This window comes from Tateyamaria rhodophyticola (assembly GCF_047777875.1).
Classification (GTDB): domain Bacteria; phylum Pseudomonadota; class Alphaproteobacteria; order Rhodobacterales; family Rhodobacteraceae; genus Tateyamaria.
In genome coordinates, this window is the sequence record NZ_CP180519.1 from 3,096,914 (window position 1) to 3,116,447 (window position 19,534).

Genomic DNA, 19,534 nt, shown 5'->3' on the forward strand with positions numbered 1-19,534 from the left:
GGGGGAGGTGTCAGGATGGCATCTGACAAGGTCTATGAAACGATCACGGCGGATGACGTGGCGCAGATGGCGGGCGTGTCACGCTGGACCGTGCACCGCGCGTTCAAGAAGGATGCGTCGATTTCGGCCAAGAGCCGGGGCAAGGTCATGGAGGCCGCAAAAACGCTTGGCTATGTGCCCGACCTGCTGGCAGTGAGCCTCGCGTCGGACCGCAGTGGCCTTGTGGCGCTGCTGGTCGATGACTTTTCCAACCCGCAGCAGATCATCAATATCAACAACCTGACCACCGTGTTGCGCGATGCCGGATGGCAGACGATCGTGATCAACACGCGGGACGAAGACGACGCCTATGCCGGATTGCTGCAGGCCAGCCAGCACCGGGTAGATGCTGCCGTCATGGTGGGCGCGCGGTTTGATGATGCGCGGCTGGCCGATGCGCTTGGTGCGCAGCGGGTGCGCCGATTGATCATCTTTGGCCGGAAATCCAACAATCCTTCCACTGTGTCGGTCTGCTGCGATGATGTGCAGGCCATGACGGAGATCACGGATTACGTCCTGTCGCGCGGATACACCCGCCCGCTGTTTGTCGCGGGCCCTGCGACGGTGTCCGTCCGCCTGCTGCGCAAGGGCGCGTTCTGCGACCATTGGCAGGCCCAGACGGGCAACGTGCCGGACGTCTTTGTGTCCGACACGTTCAACCCCGAAGACACACAGACCCTCATCACCAGGCATTTCACAGACGTCCCCAAGGCAGAATTGCCGGACGTGATCGTATGCGAGACGGATTCGCTGGCCATGGGGGTCATGGACGGGCTGCGCTATGGGCTGGGGCTGCGCGTGCCGGAGGACGTGGCCGTCACCGGTTTTGACGACAGCACATTTGCCCGCAACGGCAATTATGACCTCACCACCTATCAGCAGCCCAATGATATTTTGTCCAAGGCGGTGGTGCAGACCTTGCAAAGCGGTGCGGAGCCGTCACAATTTGACCGGCTGTCCGGGCAATTGGTGATCCGCAGCAGCGCGTAAGGAGAGAAGACAGTATGCTGGATTGGAGCGGGCAGGGCGCGATTGTGACCGGTGCGGCCTCGGGCCTTGGGGCGGCGACGGCGGCGCGCCTGGCAGAGGCGGGCATGAAGGTGACCGTGTTCGACAAGGACGCCGACGCAGGCACCGCGCAGGCGGACGCCATCGGCGGGCTGTTTGCACAGGTGGACGTAACCGATGCCGCGTCGGTTGCCGCCGGTGTGGCCGCTGCGGTCGCGGCCCATGGCGCACCGCGCGTTCTGGTGAACTGCGCAGGGATTGCGGGCGCGGCCAAGACCGTGTCGCGGGGCGAGGCGCACGAGGCGGCACTGTTCAACAAGACCATTGCCGTGAACCTGATCGGCACGTTCAACTGTGCGACGCAAGTGGCGGCGCAGATGGTGGCTGCCGACCCTGTTGCGCCGGATGGCGCGCGCGGCGTGATCGTCAACACAGCCTCCGTAGCGGCCTTTGACGGACAGGTGGGACAGCTGGCCTATGCCGCGTCCAAGGCGGGCGTGGCGGGCATGACCCTGCCGATGGCGCGCGATCTTGCGGACAAGGGTGTGCGCGTCTGCGCCATCGCGCCGGGGCTGTTCCTGACCCCCATGCTCGAAGGGTTGCCCGAGGATGTGCAGGCGTCTCTGGGCGCGCAGGTGCCGTTTCCCTCGCGCCTTGGCAATCCGGCGGAGTTTGCGGAAATGGCGCTGCACATCACGCAGAACCCGATGCTGAACGGTGAGGTGATCCGCCTTGACGGCGCGATCCGCATGGCGCCCCGCTAGCGGAACCTGGGCGGGCGTTTTTCCAAAAACGCGCGCAGCCCCTCGCGTGCGCCGTCTGAAGTTTGTGCCATAGCCGTCGCGAGGCTTTCGGTGAACAGACCGTCGCCGCGCGACATGTCCGCCACGCGGGGCAGGGCGTTGATCATGAGGTAGTTCGAGAAGGGCGCATTGTCCGCGATCTTGCGCGCCAGATCGCGCGCCAGCGCCATGCCTTCGCCCGCACCCACGCTGTAATGCGCCAGCCCAAGGGCCAGCCCTTCATCCGCGCCGTAGCTGCGCCCGGTCAACATCATCTCGCGCATGCGGTCGGGCCCGAGGATGCGCCCCACGCGCACTGTTGCACCACCGCCCACGAAGATCCCGCGCCGCCCCTCGGGCAACTGGAACCGCACGCCCGCCTCGGCAACACGCACATGGGTCGCGGTCGCAATCTCCAGCCCGCCACCAATCACCGCACCGTGCAGCACCGACACCACCGGCAGACCGCCAAATTCGATCAACTCCGTCACCCGGTGCCAGTTGCGCGAATGGTGCACCCCTTCGATCGGCGCGCGGTGCTCATGTTCGGCCAGATCAAGCCCGGCACAGAAATGATCCCCCGCACCGCACAGGATCACTGCGTTCACACCGTCGGGCGGGCGGGCAAAGAACGCATCCAGCGCGTCGATCAGCGCATCGTTCACCGCATTGCGTTTGTCGGGGCGGTCCATGGTCAACGTGGCGATATCGCCATCCACTTGGGTCCGCAGCAGCGTTTGTTCGGTCATATGATGCTCCTTCGTGCCGCCTGCGCCGCAGAAAAGTTGTAGGAACAATCGGTTTTTAAGTATAGCGGGATTTGGGCCGGTCCGGGGGAGGGATGCCAGGTGGTTGATTTTTCAAAGGTGAAAGCCATCGACTTTCACACGCACGCCGAAGAGCCGTGCAACACCTGCCGCGACGATGGCTACAACGAATTTCAGGCCGGCATGGCCGCCTATTTCAAGAACCCCGCCGGGGTGGAGGGTATGTTGCCCACCGTCACCGACACCGCCCGTTACTACCGCGAACGGAACATCGCCGCCGTGATCTTTCCCGTGGATGCCGAACGCGAAACGGGCTTTCGCCGCTATTCCAACGAAGAGGTCGCGCAGCTTTGTGCCGAGAATGACGATATCCTGATCCCGTTTGCCAGCGTCGACCCGCACAAGGGCTGCGCCGGTGCGCGCGAGGTGCGCAGGCTGGTCCGCGACTTTGGCGTGCGCGGGTTCAAGTTTCACCCCACGATGCAGGGGTTTTTCCCCAATGACCGCGAGGCGTGTTACACCGTGCTCGAGGCCTGCGCCGAAGAGGGGGTGATCACACTCTTTCACACCGGGCAGACGGGCGTGGGGTCGGGCATGCGGGGCGGGATGGGCATGCGGCTCAAATACTCCAACCCGATGCATCTGGATGATGTGGCGGTGGACTTTCCCGATCTGAAGATCGTGATGGCGCATCCCAGCTTTCCCTGGACCGAAGAGGGGCTGGCCGTGGCGCAGCACAAGCCCAATGTTTACTACGACATGTCCGGCTGGTCGCCCAAATATTTCCCTGAAATTTTCGTGCGCTACGCCAACTCCCTGCTGAAGAAAAAGATGCTGTTCGGCTCGGATTGGCCCGCGATCACGCCCGACCGCTGGCTTGCGGATTTCGAGGTGGCCCCCTTCAAGGACGAGGTGCGCCCGCTGATCCTCAAGGAAAACGCGCTGCGGCTTTTGGGAGAGGTCACGTGAAGACCCAGGTGGCCATCATTGGCGGCGGCCCGTCGGGCCTGCTGCTGTCGCAATTGCTGAACAGGGCGGGCATCGACACCGTAATCCTCGAACGCGCGAGCCGGACCCACGTGTTGGGCCGGATTCGCGCCGGTGTGCTGGAGGCGGGCACGGTGCAGATGCTGCGCGCCGCCGGTGTGGCCGACCGCATGGAGGCAGAGGGCAAGCCCCATGGCGGCTGCTACCTGACCGATGACGCATTGATGGTGCGTATCAATTTCGAAGAGCTGACCGGCAAGGCGGTCATGGTCTACGGCCAGACCGAAGTGACCGCCGATCTTTATGCCGCGCAGGACGCGATGGGCACGACGGTTCTGCATGAGGTGTCGGATGTCGTCATCCACGACGCTGACAGTGCGACCCCGTATGTCACCTTCACCCATGACGGTCGCGCGCATCGGCTCGACTGTGCCTATGTGGCGGGTTGTGACGGGTTCCACGGCGTCAGCCGCCAGACCATCCCGGCGCACAAGCGCGAGGCATTCGAACGGGTCTATCCCTTTGGCTGGCTGGGCATCCTGTCCCGCACCCGCCCCGCGCATGAGGAACTGATCTATGCCAATTCGTCGAACGGCTTTGCGCTGGCGTCCATGCGCAATGACAGCCTAAGCCGGTATTACGTGCAGGTGCCGCTGACCGACCGGGTCGAGGCGTGGAGCGATGCGCGGTTCTGGACCAAGCTGCGCTCCTGCCTGCCGGGTGAGGTGGCGGAGACCATGGAAACCGGCCCGTCCATCGAGAAATCCATCGCCCCCTTGCGGTCCTTTGTCAGCGCACCGCTGCGGTGGGGGCGGCTGTTTCTGGTCGGCGATGCGGCGCATATCGTGCCGCCCACGGGGGCCAAGGGGCTGAACCTTGCCGTATCGGACGTCCACTACCTGCACTCTGCGCTGATCGACGCGCTGACGCGCGGCGACACGGCGGGCATCGACACCTATTCCGACCGCGCGCTCACCCGAATCTGGAAGGCGATGCGGTTCAGTTGGCAGATGACCACGATGCTGCACCAGTTCGAGGGCGAGGACAGCTTTGCCGCGCAAATGCGCAAGGCCACGCTCAAACACCTGTCGCAATCCGAGACCGCGCGGCGCGAGTTGGCCGAGAACTATGTGGGCTTGCCGTTCTAGCGTGCGGGCGGACCCTGTGGCAGGGTGCGGATCAAGGGAGAGATGACGATGCCAGATCGGTTTGACGATGGGATGCGCGTGCGGCGCGCGGTTCTGGGCGACGCCCATGTGGACCGGGCCGACGCCGCGAAAACGGACTTCGATGCACCGTTTCAGACGCTGATCACCGAAGGGGCGTGGGGCACGGTGTGGGCCTCTGATGCGATCTCGCTGCGGGAGCGGTCCATGCTGACCCTCGCGCTGCTGGCCGCGACCGGGAATTTCGATGAAATCCCCATGCATATCCGCGCCACCGCCCGCACCGGTGCCAGCCAGCGTGACGTGATGGAGGCGTTCCAGCACGTCGCCATCTATGCCGGGGTGCCGCGTGCCAACCACGCGATCAAGCTGGCTAAAGAGACCTTTGCCGCGATGGAGGCCGGGGATGCGTGACGACGGCCCCCTGATGCCACGCCGTCACGAGGTGCACCCCGTACCGTACTGGCCGGACTACAAGACCTCCGTCACCCGGTCGCCCAACCTGCCGCTCCTGTCGATGGATAGCACACCCAGCGAAGAGACCGGCCCGCGGTTCGGTCACGGGCAGATCGGGCCGCGCGACAACGACCTGATTACGAATTACGCCCAAGGCAGCGCGCTGGCCATGGGGGAGCGTATCCGCATCCATGGGCGTGTCTTGGATGAAACCGGGCGTGGCGTGCCGCATACGCTGGTCGAGATCTGGCAGGCCAATGCGGGCGGGCGATACCGGCATGTGAAGGACACGTATTTTGCGCCTCTGGACGAAAATTTCGGCGGGTGTGGCCGGACGTTGACCGATGCCGAGGGTCGCTATGACTTCATGACGATCAAACCCGGTGCATACCCGTGGCCCAACCGCGCCAATGACTGGCGACCCGCGCATGTGCATTTTTCTGTCTTTGGCCATGCCTTTGGCCAGCGCCTGATCACCCAGATGTATTTCGAAGGCGATCCGCTCATTGATCGCTGTCCGATCGTGGCGACCGTGCAGGACCGCAGCCAGCTGGACCGGCTGGTCGCGCCGCTCGACATGCAGCAGGCAAAGGCGATGGATTACCTCGCCTATCGCTTTGACATCGTGCTGCGCGGGCGGCGGCAGACCATGTTCGAAAACCGATCCGAGGGGATGTAGGTCATGGCACAACCCATTGATAACCTTGTGGAAACGCCCAGTCAGACGGCAGGGCCCTTTGTGCATATCGGCTGCATCCCCAGCTTTGCCGGCGTGGATGGTGTCTACCCGGGGGACCTTGGCAAATCGCCAATTGCAGAGGGTGCGAAGGGCGAGGTGATCACGATCACTGGCGCCGTTTATGACGGCACCGGCTGGCCGCTGCGCGACGCGATGTTGGAAAGCTGGCAGGCGGATGCGGCGGGCTGCTTTGCCGGGCAGGACGGGGCCGATCCTGCGGTATCGGGATTCTGCCGGTTCGCGGCGGACAAGGACAGCGGCGCATTCACCTTGCGCACGATCAAACCGGGGCCGACGCAGGGGCGCGCTGGCACGTTCGCGCCGCATATCTCGGTGTGGATCGTCGCGCGGGGCATCAACCTTGGCCTCTCCACCCGCATCTATTTCGCTGACGAGGACAACAGCGGTGACCCGCTTTTGGCCCGGATCGAGCAGCGCGCGCGGGTTGAGACGTTGCTGGCGCAAAGGACCGGTCCCGGCGCTTACCGTTTCGACATCCGCCTGCAGGGCGCGGGTGAGACGGTTTTTCTTGATCTGTAAAGCGATCACACGGGTGCGGCCGCCTAGGCCAGCGACGTGATCCAGTCGGCAAAACCCCGCGCCGCAGCCGTATCTGCGTTCCTGGCCAGGAAGTACCCTTCGGTGCCTGCGATTTCCGCCGGGTCGATCTGTTCCAGCTGACCGGAGGCCACCGCATCCCGTGCCAGCCACGCGCTGGTCAACGCCATGCCCGCACCGCTGGCCGCCAGATCCAGCGCCGCCCCGTAGGAATCGACAAAAAGCGACGGCGCGGGCAGATCGCCGCGCCCCGCCGCACGCATCCAGTCGGGCCAGCCTTGCGACGTGCCCACCGTTTCAATGATCCGCGTCGCAGCACCGGGCACCGCCACGGCGATCAACCCGTCCGGGCCCAGTCGCGTGGCACCATGCCCCACTTGGGTCTCTGATCCGAACCGGATTTCCACATCTGCGAGGGGCGTGCGGAAATCATCCGGCCAGATCGTGCTCAGGATGCGCACGCAGACATCCGGATGCGCCGCCAGAAACGCAGAGAGGCGCGGTGCAATGATCCAGCGCGCCACACTGACAGAGGTGGCCACGGTCAGCACATCCGCCGCGGCACCTGTGTCAAAGGCCATCGTGGCCTCGGCCAGCTGGCTCAACGAGGCCCCGACCTTGGGCAGCAATTTGCGCCCGTCATCGGTCAGCGCAAGGCCGCGCGCCTTGCGGGCAAAAAGGCTCACGCCCAGACGCTGTTCCAGCAACCTGACCTGTTGGCTCACCGCGGATTGCGTCAGCCCGATTTCCTGTGCCGCGGCCGTGAAATTGAGGTGCCGGGCGGCGGCCTCAAAGGACCGGAACCATGTCAGAGGGGGGAGCGCGCGCGCCATGGGTCAACTCAGCCATTACTGTCACTAATGGCTGTGTGCGCAAATTGGTCGTTTGTCAACGTCGGCTGCGCCAACGATCCTGCGAGCCGGAGGACGCGCGCATGACACCACAGATCCGCAAGATCGTGACCTATGACGAAGAGGTGCTGATCGAAGGGTTCAAACCCGCCGACCCGCCGTGGCGCATGTTTGCCGTCGCGGCGGTGGTGACGAACCCGTGGGCCGGGCGTTTTGTTGAGAATCTGAAGCCCGAGATTCAGGCCTTTGGCCCGCCGCTCGGCGCGCTATTGACAGAGCGGATGATTGCGCTTGCCGGATCAGGGGAGGCCATCGAAGCCTATGGCAAGGCGGCGGTCGTGGGCACAGATGGCGAGGTCGAACATGCCTCCGGTCTGATCCATACGTTGCGGTTTGGAAATCATTACCGTGAGGCCGTCGGGGCCAAATCGTATCTTGCGTTTACGAACACACGCGGCGGGCCGAACGCGCCGATCATGGTGCCGCTGATGGACAAGAACGACGCGGGCCGCCGGTCGCATTACCTGACCATTCAATTCGCGATCCCCGATGCGCCGCGCGCCGATGAGATTGTCGTCGTGCTGGGCGGCGCCACCAGCGGGCGACCGCATCACCGCATCGGCGACCGTTATCAAGACCTCAAGGACCTTGGCCATGACGTGGACAACCCGGCGGCGGTCTGAGGGCACGGGCCTGCCCGTGATCCATGCAGGGCACGGGCCGCGCATCGTGTTCCTGCACGGTGTGGGCCTGCGGGCCGAGGCGTGGGGGGCGCAGATCGACGCGCTGGCCGACCGCCATTCAATCGAAGCCTATGACATGCCGGGACACGGGCATGCGCCGCGCCTGGTGGGGGATGTGAGCCTTGCGGCCTATACGGACGCGCTGGCGGAAAACCTGCCCTTTCCGGGTGTTGTGGTGGGACATTCCATGGGGGCGATGATCGCGCTCGATCTGGCGATCCGTTATCCGCACTGCGTACGTGGTGTCGTTGCGATGAACGCGATTTTTCAGCGGGAACCGGAGGCTGCGCTGGCGGTCAGGCGTCGCGCGGCCGAACTGGATGGTGTGACGCATGCGGATCCGTCCGGACCCATTGCCCGGTGGTTCGGCACCGATCCGTCGCCCGAGGCGGAGGCCTGTGCGCAGTGGCTGCGCGCGGTGGATCCGGCGGGCTACCGGGATGCCTACGCGGTTTTTGCCCATGCGGATGGACCCGCACCCGGCGATTTGCGCAGGCTGGAGGTGCCTGCGCTGTTCCTCACCGGCGCAGATGATCCGAATTCCACCCCCGCCATGTCGCAGTCCATGGCGCGCACCGCCCCACAGGGGCGCGCCGAAATCGTACCGGGGGCCGCGCATATGCTGCCTATGACCCACCCCGAAACCGTCAACGACACGTTGCGCGCCTTTGTGGCGGCGTGCGGCTGATTACAGGAGCCAGAGAATGGAGTTTTCCCTTTTTGCCCATATGGAACGGCTGACCCCGGATCAGCCCCACGATGTGCTTTATGATGAATTCATCGGCCTGTGCCAGTTGGCGGATCAAGGCGGGATGCGCGCGATCTGGACCGGTGAGCATCACGGGATGGAATTCACGATTGCGCCCAACCCGTTCCTGTCCATCGTCGATCTGGCCCATCACACGCGACATGTAAAGCTGGGCACAGGCACCGTGGTCGCCCCGTTCTGGCACCCGATCAAGCTGGCCGGAGAGGCGGCGGCGACGGATTTGATGACCGGCGGTCGGCTCGAAATGGGGATTGCGCGGGGGGCCTATTCCTATGAATACGAACGTCTGATGCCGGGTATGGACGCGTGGGAGGCGGGGCAGCGGATGCGGGAAACCGCGCCGCTCTTACGGCCCTTGTGGGAGGGGGATTGCGCCCACGAAGGCGCGTTCTTCAATTTCCCGGCCACGACCGCGGCGCCCAAGCCCAAGCAGGACGGCGGCCCGCCCATCTGGATTGCCGCGCGCGATCCCAACAGCTTTGAATTTGCCGTGCAGAACGGCTTTCACGTGCAGGTCACGCCTCTCTGGCAAGGGATGGAAGAGGTCGAGACGCTGGCCGGCCGCTTCGATGCGGCCTGTGCCGATTATGACGGCCCGCGCCCCAAATGCATGCTGTTGCACCACACCTATGTGGGCGCGGATGCTGATGATGTGGATCACGCCGCGCATGAATTCAGCCGCTTTTACAATTATTTCGGCGCATGGTTTCAGAACAAGCGTCCCGTGCGGCAGGGTTTGATCGAAAAACTCAGTGAGGATGAGATGGCGGGCAACGCGATGATGGCGCCTGCCAATATGCGCCGCGATCTGACCATGGGCACGGCGGATGAGGTTGTGGACCTGATCAAGCGGTACGAAGATCTGGGATATGACGAATTCTCATTCTGGATCGATTCTGGCATGAGTGCGGACCGCAAACGCGCATCGCTGTCGCGGTTCATCGATGACGTGATGCCAAGGTTTCAGTGAGGGGCCGCGCCATGCAGCACTATCAGCTTTTTATCGACGGGACGTGGACGGACGGGGCCGAGGGGCAGGTGATGACCTCCGAAAACCCGGCGACGGGTGCGCCCTGGGCCACGTTTGCCTGTGCAGCACCGCAGGATGTGGACCGGGCGGTGGCGGCAGCGGCGCGCGCGCTGGACGATCCGGCGTGGCGGGACATGACGGCGACGGCGCGGGGCAAGCTGCTCTACCGGCTGGCGGATCTGGTTGAGGCGCATGCCGCCGAACTTGGCCGTATCGAGACAACAGACAGCGGCAAGCTGCTGGCCGAAACCGCGAGCCAGACCGGCTATGTCGCGGATTACTATCGCTATTTTGCGGGGCTCGCGGACAAGGTCGAGGGGGCGGTGCTGCCCATCGACAAGCCCGATATGCATGCCTTTACCACACGGATGCCCATCGGAGTTGTAGCGGCCGTTGTGCCATGGAATGCACAGATGTTCCTGACCGCGACCAAACTGGGCCCCGCGCTGGCCGCGGGGTGCACGGTGGTCATCAAGGCATCGGAGATTGCGCCAGCACCGATGCTGGAGTTTGCGCGGCTGATCGAAGCGGCCGGTTTTCCGTCCGGCGTGGTTTCGGTGATCACAGGGGATGCGGCGGGCTGTGCCATCCCGCTGACCCGGCACCCGCGCGTGGACCGCATCGCCTTTACCGGCGGGCCGGAGACAGCGCGCCATGTGGTGCGCAATTCGGCCGAGAATTTTGCGGTGACCTCGCTGGAACTGGGGGGCAAGTCGCCCATCCTTGTGTTTGATGACGCTGACCTCGAAAGTGCGGCAAACGGGTTGATTGCGGGCAACTTTGGCGCATCGGGTCAGTCTTGTGTCGCAGGCACGCGGGGCTTGGTGCACCGGCCAATTTTTGAAAAATTGGCCGCGCTGATCGAGGCGAAATCGACAGGGATCGTGGTGGGCGATCCGCTCGACGCGGGCACGCATGTGGGTCCGCTGTGCACCGGAGCACAAGTGACGCGCATCATCGACACGCTGGACAAGGCGCAAGGGCAGGGCGCGCGCATCCGTTTTGGCGGGACCCCTGTGGACCGTGCAGGAAACTACATGGCGCCGACCCTCGTGGAGTGTGCAGGCCCTGACACTGAAACCCTGAAGGTCGAGATGTTTGGCCCGGTCATGTCGCTTTTGCCGTTTGACACCGAAGAGGAGGCCATCGCGCTGGCCAATGACAGTGACTTTGGCCTCGGCTCCGGCGTGTTCACACGCGACGTGGCCCGCGCGCACCGCGTGTCAAAGCGGATCCGGGCGGGCATCACATGGGTCAACACGTACCGCGTGATTTCCCCCATCGCGCCCTTTGGCGGGTTCAATCAATCAGGCTACGGGCGCGAGGCGGGGGTCGAGGCTGTGCTGGACTATACCCGGACCAAGACCACGTGGATCAACACGTCGTCCGATCCGATGGCAAACCCGTTCGTGATGCGCTGATCCTAGTTGGACAGGTCGAAATCCACGTGGATGTGGTTGCCATCGGGATCGGCCACGTGGAACTGCACAAGGCCCGCCCCTGTGACTTCGGTCTTGTCAAACGGCTGTCCCTGTCGGGTCAGCGTTGCCTCGAACGTGGCGGCATCGCTGGCGGAAAAGGCAAAATGTTCCAGACGCAGTGGCGCTTCGGCGCCGACCCTGTCAGCATCCTCCGCAACGAGGTGGACCACCGCCACATCCCCCGCATAGAGCCACGCACCGGGAAAGGGGAAATCCGGACGGTGCCCGGATCGCAGGCCCAGCACCGTTTCGTACCACGCGATCATCTGTGGCAACTGCCGCGTGACGACGTTCACATGATCCAGCCGTTGAATGCCCATGGCGCTGTCCCTCCGCGGGGTTCAGCGTACCGCATGGCGGCGCAATGGCAACGCATCAAAGCCCGTCGCTGCGGTTTTCCTTGCGCGCAGGATCCGCTATAGCCGCCCAAACCCAAGCTGACACAGATCCACGGCCCATGAGACTGGAACAGAACGCGACGCTATCCGTCGCCCCGATGATGGACTGGACCGACAGGCACTGCCGGTATCTGCACCGGCAGCTGAGCCGTCATGCGTTGCTCTATACCGAAATGGTGACGGCCCCGGCCCTGGTCCGGGGCGGTGCTCTTCATTTGCTGGACTATGATCCGGCGGAACATCCCGTCGCCCTGCAGCTGGGCGGGTCGGACCCGGCAGAGCTTGCGGCCGCAGCGCGGCTTGGGGCCGCCGCGGGCTATGACGAGATCAACCTCAACTGCGGTTGCCCGTCCGACCGGGTGCAATCGGGCACGTTTGGCGCAGTCCTGATGCGCAATGCGGGCCTTGTGGCCGACTGCGTTGCGGCGATGCGCGCGGCGGTGGGCGTGCCGGTCACGGTGAAATGCCGGATCGGTGTGGATGAGCAGGACCCTGAACACGTGCTACCGGAGTTTCTGGCGCGCATCGTCGCGGCAGGGTGCGAACGGGTTACGATCCATGCCCGCAAGGCGTGGTTGCAGGGCCTGAGCCCTAAGGAGAACCGGGACATCCCGCCGCTCGACTATGATCTTGTGATGCGCATGAAGGGGCTGTTTCCGAACCTCCACATCTCGATCAATGGCGGTGTTGCGACCTTGGATGAGGCGGCGCGGCTGCTCGACAGCGGGTTGGACGGTGTCATGATCGGGCGCGCTGCCTATCATCAGCCCGCGGATATTCTGAGCGCCGCGGACACGCGGATTTTCGGCAAGAGCGACCCGGAGCGCAGTGCCGAGGACGCGGTGCTGGCGATGTTGCCCTATATCGAGGCGCATCTGTCGGCGGGGGGGCGTTTGCATCAGGTGACGCGCCACATGCTGGGCCTCTTTGCGGGCCGACCGGGCGCGCGCGCCTGGCGGCGGATGCTGAGCGAGGGTGCCGTGGTGGACGGGGCAGGGCCGGAACTGGTGCAAGCGGCACTGGCGCAGGTCACCGCTCTGGCCCCTGACCGCAAAGCGGTGTAGCACCGCGCCACCTCACCACGCGGAGCGCCGGAAAATGCCTGATCTGTCCCTGTTGTTGCCGATGCTGGCCTTGCTGGCTGTGATCGGCGCGTTTGCGGGCGTGCTGGCGGGTCTGCTGGGCGTGGGGGGCGGCATCGTGCTGGTGCCTGCGTTTTTCTATGCGTTTCAGACGCTTGGCTATGATGGCCCGGACCTGATGCAGATGTGTTTGGCCACGTCGCTCGCCACCATCATCGTCACGTCGGTGCGCTCGGTGATGAGCCACAACAAGAAGGGCGCGGTGGATTGGGACATCCTGCGCGGCTGGGCGCCGGGCATTGTCGTTGGGGCCGTTCTGGGTACGGCGGTGGTTGCCGGCCTACGGTCCACCACGTTGCAGGCAATCTTTGGCATTCTGGCGCTGATCGTGGGTCTTTACATGGGGTTCGGGCAGGCGAGCTGGCGGCTTGGTCCTGCGATGCCGACGGGGGTAAGGCGGCTTGTCTTGTCGCCGCTCATGGGGTTCCTGTCGGTGCTGATGGGCATCGGGGGCGGCAGCTTTGGCGTGCCCCTGATGAGCCTTTATGCAGTGCCGATCCACCGGGCCGTGGCCACGGCGGCAGGGTTTGGCGTGGTCATTGCCGTGCCTGCGGTGATCGGGTTCCTGCTGACCCCCATTGACGGGCCGGTGCCGCCCTTGACCATTGGGGCGGTGAACCTGCCCGCGTTCGGGATCATCATCGCGATGACGCTGATCACGACGCCATATGGGGTCAAACTGGCGCATGCGATGGATCCCAAACCGCTCAAACGGGTGTTCGCGGTGTTTCTGATCCTCGTGGCGCTCAACATGTTGCGGCGGGCGCTGTGGGGCTGACCGACGACGGCTTTGCCGTTTTCGCGCCCACGGACCAGGGACGGCGCTGGTCAATCGCGGCGCACCGCAGGGCCGCACGGATCAGCGCGCAACCGGACGTGCGCGCACGCAACCTGCGGCACGGTGAGACGTGGTTTGTTGGTGTCGATGTCCTGAACAACGCGCCAGACGGGTCCATCGACGGCGTGCCGCTCGGGGGCGATTGGGCGGCGATGGTGCCGCCACTGCCATTTCATCCTGCGCAGGTGTCGATTGTCTATCCCGGCTATCCGGGCCGGGACGCGGGCGAAGGGCAGGGGGCACACCGGTTCCGCGATATCCGCCACGCCGCCCATGTGGACGGGCTTTTGCCCGTGGGACCGGACCGGCGCCGGTTTGCACAGGAATTCCACGCCTATATCCTTGGTCTGCCGCTGAACGCGAGCGATGCCGCACCCACCGTGGTGTGGCCGGGCAGTCACCGGATCATGCAGGCCGCGCTGCGGGCGGCAATCGGGCAGAATGATCCTGCCACAGTGGACGTGACCGAGGCCTACCACGCCGCGCGCAAAGACGTCTTTGCCCAGATTGAACCGATTGCCGTGCGTGCGAAACCGGGGGGCGCGTTCCTGCTGCACCGCTTTGCGCTGCATGGCGCGGCATCATGGGACGGCCCGGTGGGACCAGCCCGCATGATCGCGTTCTTTCGTCCTGAATTTGAGGTGCCTGCCGATTGGCTGGCCTAGCGCGCGAGACGCGCCGCACGTCCGCCGCGCCGCGTCTTGGGGGCGGCCTCGCGGTTGGGCAGATCGTCCATGATCTGGCGACGGGCCTCGGGCGTCATCCGGCTCCACCCGCCAATCTCGTCGATGGAGCGCGCGCAGCCCGTGCACAGACGCGTTTCCGGGTGGATCACGCAAATCTGCACGCAGGGGCTTTCGATCTCGTTGCGGGTCCACAGGGGGGGAGTGTCAGTCATGCCTGCCTCGTCATTGCTGCCAGCCGGTCCAGCAGTCCCTGAAGGATATAGCTCGCCGCGACATGATCAATCACCTCGGCGCGACGTTTGCGTGTCGTATCCGCCTCAAGCAGCGCCTTTTCCGCCGCCACCGTCGACAGCCGTTCGTCCCAGAACGTAATCGGCCCGTCCCAGAGCCGTTCGAAGTTGCGGGCAAAAGCGCGGGTGGATTGGCAGCGCGGCCCCTCGGTCCCGTCCATGTTGCGCGGCAGGCCAAGGACAATGCCGCACACCGTGCGGTCCGCAATGATCGTTTGCAACCGCGCGGCATCCAGCCCGAATTTCTTGCGCCGCACCGTCTCGATCGGTGTGGCAACATTGCGCATGACGTCCGACAGGGCGACGCCGATGGTCTTGTCGCCCAGGTCAAGCCCCATGAGCGCGCCCGTGCGCGGCAAGCGTGCGACGAAATCCTCGGGCGTGTCGCAGATCATTCGAGGCCAATCCGGTCCGCCGTGCGGGCCAGAATGTCGACGGCCGTTGGATCATCGCCAAACGCCTCGCGCGCATTGGCCAGAATGGCCGCCGCCTCGTTCATCCGGCCCAGCACGCCAAGCGCCGAAATCAGCTGCGCCCAGTCTTCGACCGGGCCGCCCTCGGTTGCGAGCCGTTCGCCAAGGCCCGAGACCATCCCCTGGATCATCTCCATACGTTCCGCGGGGCTGAGGTCCTGTGCCGCGTCGATCTGGCCCTGGGTCGGGCCGCGACCCGTTCCGATTGCGGGCAGGGCATAGTTCACGCCCGCGCGCATCGCCGTATTCTCGATCTGCGAGGTGATTGCACTGATCCACGGTGCATCGGCGGGCCCCTCGCGGAGAAGCTGGTCCCATACCTGCAAGGCCGTGTCGGGCCGCCCGGTCTGCACCATCATCAGGCCAAAGTAGTAGCGCGCCGTGCCGTCGCCGGGATCAAGCGCCAGCGTCTGTTCAAGCGCGCGCTCGGCCTCTGGCGAGACATAGCCACCCGCCGCCAGCACCAGCAGGTCCGCATATTCGGAGAAATCCTGCGCTGTCGCCTCTTCGCCCTTGAGGGCGATGACTTCCGCCTTGGCCGCATGTGCCGCGTCAAAATTGCCAAGCCGCGCCTCGAAATGCGCCAGCAGCACGCGACCTTGCAGATCGCCGGGCCGTTGCGCCACGGCCTCACGCAGCTGCGCCACAAGGGCGACGTCATCAGGCGGCACATCGGCAGGGGGCGGGCGGCTGTCCAGGCTGGCTTCGGCCTCGGCCTGGCTGGGGCGTTCTTCGTGCAACACCTCTGCGAGCGCCATCCGGTCGGCCAGCGCCAGATCGCCATAGCCCGGGGCGCCCAGCTGCATGTAGAGGCCAAAGCTGCCCCCGATCATCACCGCAACCACGGCCGCCGCCATCACCATGCCGCCGCGCGACTGTGCGCCACCCGCCGCCGTGTTCAACGCAGCATCCGCCGCAAGGATGCGGCGCGACACCTCGGTCCGCACACGTTCGGCGTCGGTTTCCGACAGAACGTTGCGCGCCACGTCGCGGTCAATCTCGCGCAGCTGATCACGGTACACATCCAGATCATAGGCCGCCGGAGGCCGCGCATCCGCACGGCTGCGCACCAAGGCCAGGGCCAGCGTTGCCGCCACAAAAAGCGCCAATCCGACAGAAACGATCCAGAACAATGTCACCCGTGCGTCCTCACTCCGCTCCACGCCATGTAACCGCTGTGCGCGCCATGCAAAAGGGGACAGGACACCGCAGAGGTCACTGCCGCGTGAGCCGTGTCGCAAAACTGCCAAAAAACGCCGCGCGGGATGCCGGGTTTTGACCTCGGCAAGGCCATATCGTAACGACACCGAACCGGTTTGATTCTTGGCTTTGTGGACCCCGCGCGCATGAAACGATATTCCGCCTTTGCAATTGCCCGTGAGGCCGCCCGTTATCATACCGGGTGGGAGCGTGCGTGGCGTGCCGCCGAGCCCAAGAAAAAATACGATGTGATCATCATCGGCGCGGGCGGTCATGGCCTCGCCACGGCCTATTACCTGGGCAAGAATTTCGGGATCAAAAACGTGGCCATCCTTGAAAAGGGCTGGCTTGGCGGGGGCAACACGGGCCGCAATACAACGATCATCCGGTCGAACTATCTGCAGGACCCATCCGCCGCGCTCTATGAAAAGGCGCGCAGCCTCTACGAGACGATGAGCCAGGATCTGAACTACAACGTGATGTTCAGCCCGCGCGGCGTCATCATGCTGGCCCAGACCCATCACGAGGTGCGCGGCTATCAGCGGACGGCACACGCCAACGCGCTGCAAGGCGTAACAACCGAATTCATTGGGCCGGAGCGGGTCAAGGAGCTGGTGCCGATCATCAATATCGACGGGCCACGCTATCCGGTGCTGGGCGGGCTGTGGCAGGCGCGCGGCGGCACGGCGCGGCACGATGCGGTGGCCTGGGGCTATGCGCGGGCGTGCTCGGACATGGGCATGGACGTCATTCAGAAATGCGAAGTGACCGCTATCCGCCGCGAGGGTGGCAAGGTCGTGGGCGTCGACACCTCCAAGGGCGCGATTGACTGCGACAAGCTGGGGATCGTGGTCGCGGGTCATTCCGGTGACGTGGCGGCCATGGCGGGCTTCCGGCTGCCCATCGAATCCGTGGCGCTTCAGGCGCTGGTGTCGGAACCGATCAAACCGTGCATGGATGTGGTCGTGATGGCCAACACTGTGCACGGCTATATGAGCCAGTCCGACAAGGGCGAAATGGTGATTGGTGGCGGCACGGACGGCTACAACAACTACACCCAACGCGGCGCATTTCATCATATCGAAGAAACAGTGCGGGCGCTGGTCGAAACCTTCCCGATGATCTCCCGGCTCAAGATGTTGCGGCAATGGGGCGGGATCGTAGACGTGACGGGCGATCGCTCCCCCATCCTGTCGAAAACGCCGGTGGACAATGTGTTCATCAACTGCGGCTGGGGCACCGGTGGGTTCAAGGCCATCCCCGGTTCGGGCTGGGCCATGGCCGAACTGATGGCCAAGGGGCACGCACCGCTGACGGACGCGTTCGGCATGGAACGGTTCCGCGAAGGCCGGTTCATCGATGAAAGCGTCGCCGCAGGGGTCGCCCACTGATGGCAGCCGCGACACCGAACAAGTCAGGTCTTGCGGGCGGGCATATGGAACGGCTCAAGACGTCGTATCATCGGTTCGATGCGCTGCGCCATACAGAGGCCGCGCACCGCGGCGCTGCGATCGGGCCAAAGACTGTGCGGTTCCTCGTCACGCTTCTGGTGACGGTCTGCATCTGTGGTCTCTTTGGCTTTGTGGATCCCGAGGCCCGGATTGGCGGTCCGGCAGGGCCGGAAAAACGGTGGTTCATTGCCGAGATTGGGTTCCGCATGGTCATGTGCGGACTGTTGTTTACCCTGACGTTTTATATCTGCCGTGGCGACCGCACGGGGTTTGCGTTCTTGCTGTCGTTCCTGTTTGCATGCGCGCTGCTGGTCGCGGGAATTGCAGCATATGTGGTCGGGCTCATGACACATGTCTGGTCGGCGGATGTCGCCATGACCCGGGTCCTCGCCGGTCCCGGCACGTGGTCACACACCGTCACCGACCTGTCGACCGAGGTGCGCTACTACACCTCCAAACACACGACCGAGATTGGCGGTCCGGGCTTTACACTGTTCGCGTGGAGTGTCGAAGCGTTTTACCTGGCCATCTGCACTGTCGGCGCGTGGCTTCTGGCGCGCGGCCAGCATGTGCACGGCGGAGCGCAATCATGAGGATCGCGACCCCCCGCGCCACAGCATCAGTCGTGCGTCTTCTTGCCCTCACCGGCGGCAGAGCCGAAAGCGATCAGGTTGGCCACGTCAACCTCGCGCCCGCCCCGGGCCTCCTTGCGCTTGGCCGCGGCGCGCCGCTCCATTGCGAACATGACCACAGCGGCCAAAGCCAGTGCACCAAACACCAGAACGGCACCCATCTCCTTGCTCATCGCATCCTCCTGTCAACTTTGGTTGACACTACCGCGAAGTCGGCCACCACGTCACGCAAAATCGCCAAACCGGCGGGACGCGGCGCATGGCAGGCCGCAAAACTGGCTGGCCCCGGCTCGAATCCCGCGTTGCGCAAGGCCGCGGTTGAGCTGCGGGACCAATCGGGTCTGATACCGTCACCAAAGATGGAGGACGACCCATGTCAGACTATCCAAATCCGAACATTCACCGCGGTGACGGTGTCAGCGCGCGCGGCGTGCTTGTCGCGTTTGCCATCGTGGCGGCCATCATCCTGCTGCTCGCCATCGTTGGCGCAATGGGATCGGGCGGCAGCGAAGGCGCACCGACTCAGGACGCCATCGCGCCCGCAGCCCAAAGCACGACCGTGCCAACAGAATAACCTCCCCGTTCTTTCCGGAACCGCCTCAGGCGGGTGCTTTGCGGCACCCGCCTTTTTGCGTGTGCGCACCACTTCAGGAGCCCGCCCATGTTGACCCTCACTTGCCCCTGCTGCGGCGTCACAGCCGAAGAAACCGAATTCCACGCCGGTGGCGAGGCGCATCTCAAACGCTTCGGCCCCGGCTCCAGTGATGACGATTTCGAAAGCTACCTGTTCATGCGCGAAAACCCCAAGGGCGTGCATTTCGAACGCTGGCGGCATGTCTATGGCTGTGGCAAGTGGTTCCACGCGGCGCGCTGCACCATGACGCTCGAAATCTTTGGCACGTATCCGGCCCAGACGCTGGAGCCGCCAAAGGACCTTTGCGACACCATCACCGCCAAACGGCCCGGCTGGACGTGGAGGCAATTCGCATGATGTTTCTTCTGGCCCAAAATACCACCGCCGGAGGCTCCCACGCTCCGCAACGTGACG

Annotated in this window: 25 protein-coding genes; 18 read left to right on the plus strand and 7 right to left on the minus strand. The window is 64.5% G+C overall.

Annotated elements, in window-relative coordinates; all coding sequences use genetic code 11:
* Nucleotides 1-15 precede the first annotated feature (15 nt).
* The gene (locus ACERHN_RS16700) at nucleotides 16-1,029 is read left to right on the plus strand and encodes a LacI family DNA-binding transcriptional regulator (RefSeq protein WP_415920151.1); all 1,014 of its coding nucleotides are present in this window, start codon (nucleotides 16-18) and stop codon (nucleotides 1,027-1,029) included.
* Nucleotides 1,030-1,043: 14 nt separating this feature from the next.
* Nucleotides 1,044-1,811 carry an SDR family NAD(P)-dependent oxidoreductase gene (locus ACERHN_RS16705; protein ID WP_415920152.1) on the plus strand — a complete coding sequence of 256 codons (768 nt, stop codon included), beginning with the start codon at nucleotides 1,044-1,046 and terminating at the stop codon, nucleotides 1,809-1,811.
* On the opposite strand, the gene ACERHN_RS16710 is transcribed toward ACERHN_RS16705, so the two are convergent.
* Nucleotides 1,808-2,578, minus strand: a complete 771-nt coding sequence (locus ACERHN_RS16710; RefSeq protein ID WP_415920153.1) for a crotonase/enoyl-CoA hydratase family protein — start codon at nucleotides 2,576-2,578, stop codon at nucleotides 1,808-1,810. The two genes, ACERHN_RS16705 and ACERHN_RS16710, sit on opposite strands and share 4 nt — an antisense overlap.
* A 99-nt stretch (nucleotides 2,579-2,677) precedes the next feature.
* On the opposite strand from ACERHN_RS16710, the gene ACERHN_RS16715 reads away from it, so the two are divergent.
* From ACERHN_RS16715 to pcaG, 5 genes are read left to right on the plus strand one after another with little or no spacing between them, the layout of a single operon-like run.
* Nucleotides 2,678-3,565 (plus strand): amidohydrolase family protein, encoded by an 888-nt coding sequence (locus ACERHN_RS16715; protein ID WP_415920154.1) that lies wholly within the window; start codon nucleotides 2,678-2,680, stop codon nucleotides 3,563-3,565.
* A complete protein-coding gene (gene pobA / locus ACERHN_RS16720; protein WP_415920155.1) occupies nucleotides 3,562-4,731 on the plus strand; it encodes a 4-hydroxybenzoate 3-monooxygenase in 1,170 nt (389 codons plus the stop codon). The genes ACERHN_RS16715 and pobA overlap by 4 nt, the downstream gene beginning before the upstream one ends.
* A gap of 48 nt (nucleotides 4,732-4,779) precedes the next feature.
* The gene (gene pcaC, locus ACERHN_RS16725; protein ID WP_415920156.1) at nucleotides 4,780-5,163 is read left to right on the plus strand and encodes a 4-carboxymuconolactone decarboxylase; all 384 of its coding nucleotides are present in this window, start codon (nucleotides 4,780-4,782) and stop codon (nucleotides 5,161-5,163) included.
* Nucleotides 5,156-5,884, plus strand: a complete 729-nt coding sequence (gene pcaH / locus ACERHN_RS16730; RefSeq protein WP_415920157.1) for a protocatechuate 3,4-dioxygenase subunit beta — start codon at nucleotides 5,156-5,158, stop codon at nucleotides 5,882-5,884. The genes pcaC and pcaH overlap by 8 nt, the downstream gene beginning before the upstream one ends.
* 3 nt (nucleotides 5,885-5,887) lie before the next feature.
* On the plus strand, nucleotides 5,888-6,484 hold the full coding sequence (pcaG, locus tag ACERHN_RS16735) for a protocatechuate 3,4-dioxygenase subunit alpha (RefSeq protein WP_415920158.1): 597 nt from the start codon (nucleotides 5,888-5,890) through the stop codon (nucleotides 6,482-6,484).
* Nucleotides 6,485-6,507: 23 nt separating this feature from the next.
* Here pcaG and ACERHN_RS16740 read toward each other — a convergent pair whose 3' ends face one another.
* Entirely contained in the window at nucleotides 6,508-7,335 is an 828-nt protein-coding gene (locus ACERHN_RS16740; protein WP_415920159.1) for a LysR family transcriptional regulator, read from the minus strand.
* A 101-nt stretch (nucleotides 7,336-7,436) separates the two neighbouring features.
* Between ACERHN_RS16740 and ACERHN_RS16745 the strand changes: the two genes are divergently transcribed.
* Genes ACERHN_RS16745 through ACERHN_RS16760 form a run of 4 tightly spaced genes read left to right on the plus strand, consistent with a single transcriptional unit; the run spans nucleotide 7,437 to nucleotide 11,316 of the window.
* Nucleotides 7,437-8,036, plus strand: coding sequence for an amino acid synthesis family protein (locus ACERHN_RS16745; protein ID WP_415920160.1), 600 nt, complete (start codon nucleotides 7,437-7,439; stop codon nucleotides 8,034-8,036).
* Nucleotides 8,008-8,784: an alpha/beta fold hydrolase gene (locus tag ACERHN_RS16750; RefSeq protein ID WP_415920161.1), complete on the plus strand. Its 777-nt coding sequence runs from the start codon at nucleotides 8,008-8,010 to the stop codon at nucleotides 8,782-8,784. The genes ACERHN_RS16745 and ACERHN_RS16750 overlap by 29 nt, the downstream gene beginning before the upstream one ends.
* A 16-nt stretch (nucleotides 8,785-8,800) precedes the next feature.
* A complete protein-coding gene (locus tag ACERHN_RS16755) occupies nucleotides 8,801-9,835 on the plus strand; it encodes an LLM class flavin-dependent oxidoreductase (protein ID WP_415920162.1) in 1,035 nt (344 codons plus the stop codon).
* Nucleotides 9,836-9,846: 11 nt separating this feature from the next.
* Nucleotides 9,847-11,316: an aldehyde dehydrogenase gene (locus ACERHN_RS16760; RefSeq protein WP_415920163.1), complete on the plus strand. Its 1,470-nt coding sequence runs from the start codon at nucleotides 9,847-9,849 to the stop codon at nucleotides 11,314-11,316.
* 2 nt (nucleotides 11,317-11,318) lie between these two features.
* On the opposite strand, the gene ACERHN_RS16765 is transcribed toward ACERHN_RS16760, so the two are convergent.
* Nucleotides 11,319-11,696, minus strand: a complete 378-nt coding sequence (locus ACERHN_RS16765; RefSeq protein WP_415920164.1) for a VOC family protein — start codon at nucleotides 11,694-11,696, stop codon at nucleotides 11,319-11,321.
* 137 nt (nucleotides 11,697-11,833) lie between these two features.
* Here ACERHN_RS16765 and dusA point away from each other — a divergent pair, with 137 nt between their 5' ends.
* Genes dusA through ACERHN_RS16780 form a run of 3 tightly spaced genes read left to right on the plus strand, consistent with a single transcriptional unit; the run spans nucleotide 11,834 to nucleotide 14,419 of the window.
* Nucleotides 11,834-12,838: a tRNA dihydrouridine(20/20a) synthase DusA gene (dusA, locus tag ACERHN_RS16770; protein ID WP_415920165.1), complete on the plus strand. Its 1,005-nt coding sequence runs from the start codon at nucleotides 11,834-11,836 to the stop codon at nucleotides 12,836-12,838.
* A 34-nt stretch (nucleotides 12,839-12,872) separates the two neighbouring features.
* On the plus strand, nucleotides 12,873-13,694 hold the full coding sequence (locus ACERHN_RS16775; RefSeq protein WP_415920166.1) for a sulfite exporter TauE/SafE family protein: 822 nt from the start codon (nucleotides 12,873-12,875) through the stop codon (nucleotides 13,692-13,694).
* Nucleotides 13,685-14,419 (plus strand): hypothetical protein, encoded by a 735-nt coding sequence (locus tag ACERHN_RS16780; protein WP_415920167.1) that lies wholly within the window; start codon nucleotides 13,685-13,687, stop codon nucleotides 14,417-14,419. Before ACERHN_RS16775 ends, ACERHN_RS16780 begins: the two co-directional genes overlap by 10 nt.
* Here ACERHN_RS16780 and ACERHN_RS16785 read toward each other — a convergent pair.
* From ACERHN_RS16785 to ccmI, 3 genes are read right to left on the minus strand one after another with little or no spacing between them, the layout of a single operon-like run.
* Entirely contained in the window at nucleotides 14,416-14,652 is a 237-nt protein-coding gene (locus ACERHN_RS16785; RefSeq protein WP_415920168.1) for a DUF1289 domain-containing protein, read from the minus strand. The genes ACERHN_RS16780 and ACERHN_RS16785 overlap by 4 nt on opposite strands.
* Nucleotides 14,649-15,125: a Holliday junction resolvase RuvX gene (gene ruvX, locus ACERHN_RS16790; protein WP_415920169.1), complete on the minus strand. Its 477-nt coding sequence runs from the start codon at nucleotides 15,123-15,125 to the stop codon at nucleotides 14,649-14,651. Before ruvX ends, ACERHN_RS16785 begins: the two co-directional genes overlap by 4 nt.
* On the minus strand, nucleotides 15,122-16,342 hold the full coding sequence (gene ccmI, locus ACERHN_RS16795) for a c-type cytochrome biogenesis protein CcmI (RefSeq protein WP_415920170.1): 1,221 nt from the start codon (nucleotides 16,340-16,342) through the stop codon (nucleotides 15,122-15,124). The genes ruvX and ccmI overlap by 4 nt, the downstream gene beginning before the upstream one ends.
* A gap of 207 nt (nucleotides 16,343-16,549) precedes the next feature.
* Between ccmI and ACERHN_RS16800 the strand changes: the two genes are divergently transcribed.
* Together ACERHN_RS16800 and ACERHN_RS16805 are read left to right on the plus strand one after the other, a co-directional pair.
* On the plus strand, nucleotides 16,550-17,794 hold the full coding sequence (locus ACERHN_RS16800; RefSeq protein ID WP_415920171.1) for a sarcosine oxidase subunit beta family protein: 1,245 nt from the start codon (nucleotides 16,550-16,552) through the stop codon (nucleotides 17,792-17,794).
* A complete protein-coding gene (locus tag ACERHN_RS16805) occupies nucleotides 17,794-18,447 on the plus strand; it encodes a hypothetical protein (protein ID WP_415920172.1) in 654 nt (217 codons plus the stop codon). The genes ACERHN_RS16800 and ACERHN_RS16805 overlap by 1 nt, the downstream gene beginning before the upstream one ends.
* A gap of 26 nt (nucleotides 18,448-18,473) precedes the next feature.
* Here ACERHN_RS16805 and ACERHN_RS16810 read toward each other — a convergent pair whose 3' ends face one another.
* Nucleotides 18,474-18,659, minus strand: coding sequence for a hypothetical protein (locus ACERHN_RS16810; protein ID WP_415920173.1), 186 nt, complete (start codon nucleotides 18,657-18,659; stop codon nucleotides 18,474-18,476).
* Nucleotides 18,660-18,859: 200 nt separating this feature from the next.
* Between ACERHN_RS16810 and ACERHN_RS16815 the strand changes: the two genes are divergently transcribed.
* Nucleotides 18,860-19,060 carry a hypothetical protein gene (locus ACERHN_RS16815; protein ID WP_415920174.1) on the plus strand — a complete coding sequence of 67 codons (201 nt, stop codon included), beginning with the start codon at nucleotides 18,860-18,862 and terminating at the stop codon, nucleotides 19,058-19,060.
* 87 nt (nucleotides 19,061-19,147) lie between these two features.
* Nucleotides 19,148-19,477, plus strand: a complete 330-nt coding sequence (locus tag ACERHN_RS16820; protein ID WP_415920175.1) for a sarcosine oxidase subunit delta — start codon at nucleotides 19,148-19,150, stop codon at nucleotides 19,475-19,477.
* Nucleotides 19,478-19,534: the final 57 nt, after the last annotated feature.

What these genes read in the sequence shown, in the direction of transcription:
- ACERHN_RS16700 (WP_415920151.1), top strand. Translation starts at nt 16, where the DNA reads ATGGCATCTGACAAGGTCTATGAAACGATCACGGCGGATGACGTGGCG.
- ACERHN_RS16815 (WP_415920174.1), top strand. Translation starts at nt 18,860, where the DNA reads ATGTCAGACTATCCAAATCCGAACATTCACCGCGGTGACGGTGTCAGC.
- ACERHN_RS16805 (WP_415920172.1), top strand. Translation starts at nt 17,794, where the DNA reads ATGGCAGCCGCGACACCGAACAAGTCAGGTCTTGCGGGCGGGCATATG.
- ACERHN_RS16800 (WP_415920171.1), top strand. Translation starts at nt 16,550, where the DNA reads ATGAAACGATATTCCGCCTTTGCAATTGCCCGTGAGGCCGCCCGTTAT.
- ACERHN_RS16755 (WP_415920162.1), top strand. Translation starts at nt 8,801, where the DNA reads ATGGAGTTTTCCCTTTTTGCCCATATGGAACGGCTGACCCCGGATCAG.
- pcaC (WP_415920156.1), top strand. Translation starts at nt 4,780, where the DNA reads ATGCCAGATCGGTTTGACGATGGGATGCGCGTGCGGCGCGCGGTTCTG.
- ACERHN_RS16705 (WP_415920152.1), top strand. Translation starts at nt 1,044, where the DNA reads ATGCTGGATTGGAGCGGGCAGGGCGCGATTGTGACCGGTGCGGCCTCG.
- pcaG (WP_415920158.1), top strand. Translation starts at nt 5,888, where the DNA reads ATGGCACAACCCATTGATAACCTTGTGGAAACGCCCAGTCAGACGGCA.
- ACERHN_RS16765 (WP_415920164.1), bottom strand. Translation starts at nt 11,696, where the DNA reads ATGGGCATTCAACGGCTGGATCATGTGAACGTCGTCACGCGGCAGTTG.
- ACERHN_RS16775 (WP_415920166.1), top strand. Translation starts at nt 12,873, where the DNA reads ATGCCTGATCTGTCCCTGTTGTTGCCGATGCTGGCCTTGCTGGCTGTG.
- ruvX (WP_415920169.1), bottom strand. Translation starts at nt 15,125, where the DNA reads ATGATCTGCGACACGCCCGAGGATTTCGTCGCACGCTTGCCGCGCACG.
- ACERHN_RS16760 (WP_415920163.1), top strand. Translation starts at nt 9,847, where the DNA reads ATGCAGCACTATCAGCTTTTTATCGACGGGACGTGGACGGACGGGGCC.
- dusA (WP_415920165.1), top strand. Translation starts at nt 11,834, where the DNA reads ATGAGACTGGAACAGAACGCGACGCTATCCGTCGCCCCGATGATGGAC.
- ACERHN_RS16820 (WP_415920175.1), top strand. Translation starts at nt 19,148, where the DNA reads ATGTTGACCCTCACTTGCCCCTGCTGCGGCGTCACAGCCGAAGAAACC.
- ACERHN_RS16745 (WP_415920160.1), top strand. Translation starts at nt 7,437, where the DNA reads ATGACACCACAGATCCGCAAGATCGTGACCTATGACGAAGAGGTGCTG.
- ACERHN_RS16710 (WP_415920153.1), bottom strand. Translation starts at nt 2,578, where the DNA reads ATGACCGAACAAACGCTGCTGCGGACCCAAGTGGATGGCGATATCGCC.
- ACERHN_RS16740 (WP_415920159.1), bottom strand. Translation starts at nt 7,335, where the DNA reads ATGGCGCGCGCGCTCCCCCCTCTGACATGGTTCCGGTCCTTTGAGGCC.
- ACERHN_RS16750 (WP_415920161.1), top strand. Translation starts at nt 8,008, where the DNA reads ATGACGTGGACAACCCGGCGGCGGTCTGAGGGCACGGGCCTGCCCGTG.
- ACERHN_RS16810 (WP_415920173.1), bottom strand. Translation starts at nt 18,659, where the DNA reads ATGAGCAAGGAGATGGGTGCCGTTCTGGTGTTTGGTGCACTGGCTTTG.
- pcaH (WP_415920157.1), top strand. Translation starts at nt 5,156, where the DNA reads ATGCGTGACGACGGCCCCCTGATGCCACGCCGTCACGAGGTGCACCCC.
- ACERHN_RS16785 (WP_415920168.1), bottom strand. Translation starts at nt 14,652, where the DNA reads ATGACTGACACTCCCCCCCTGTGGACCCGCAACGAGATCGAAAGCCCC.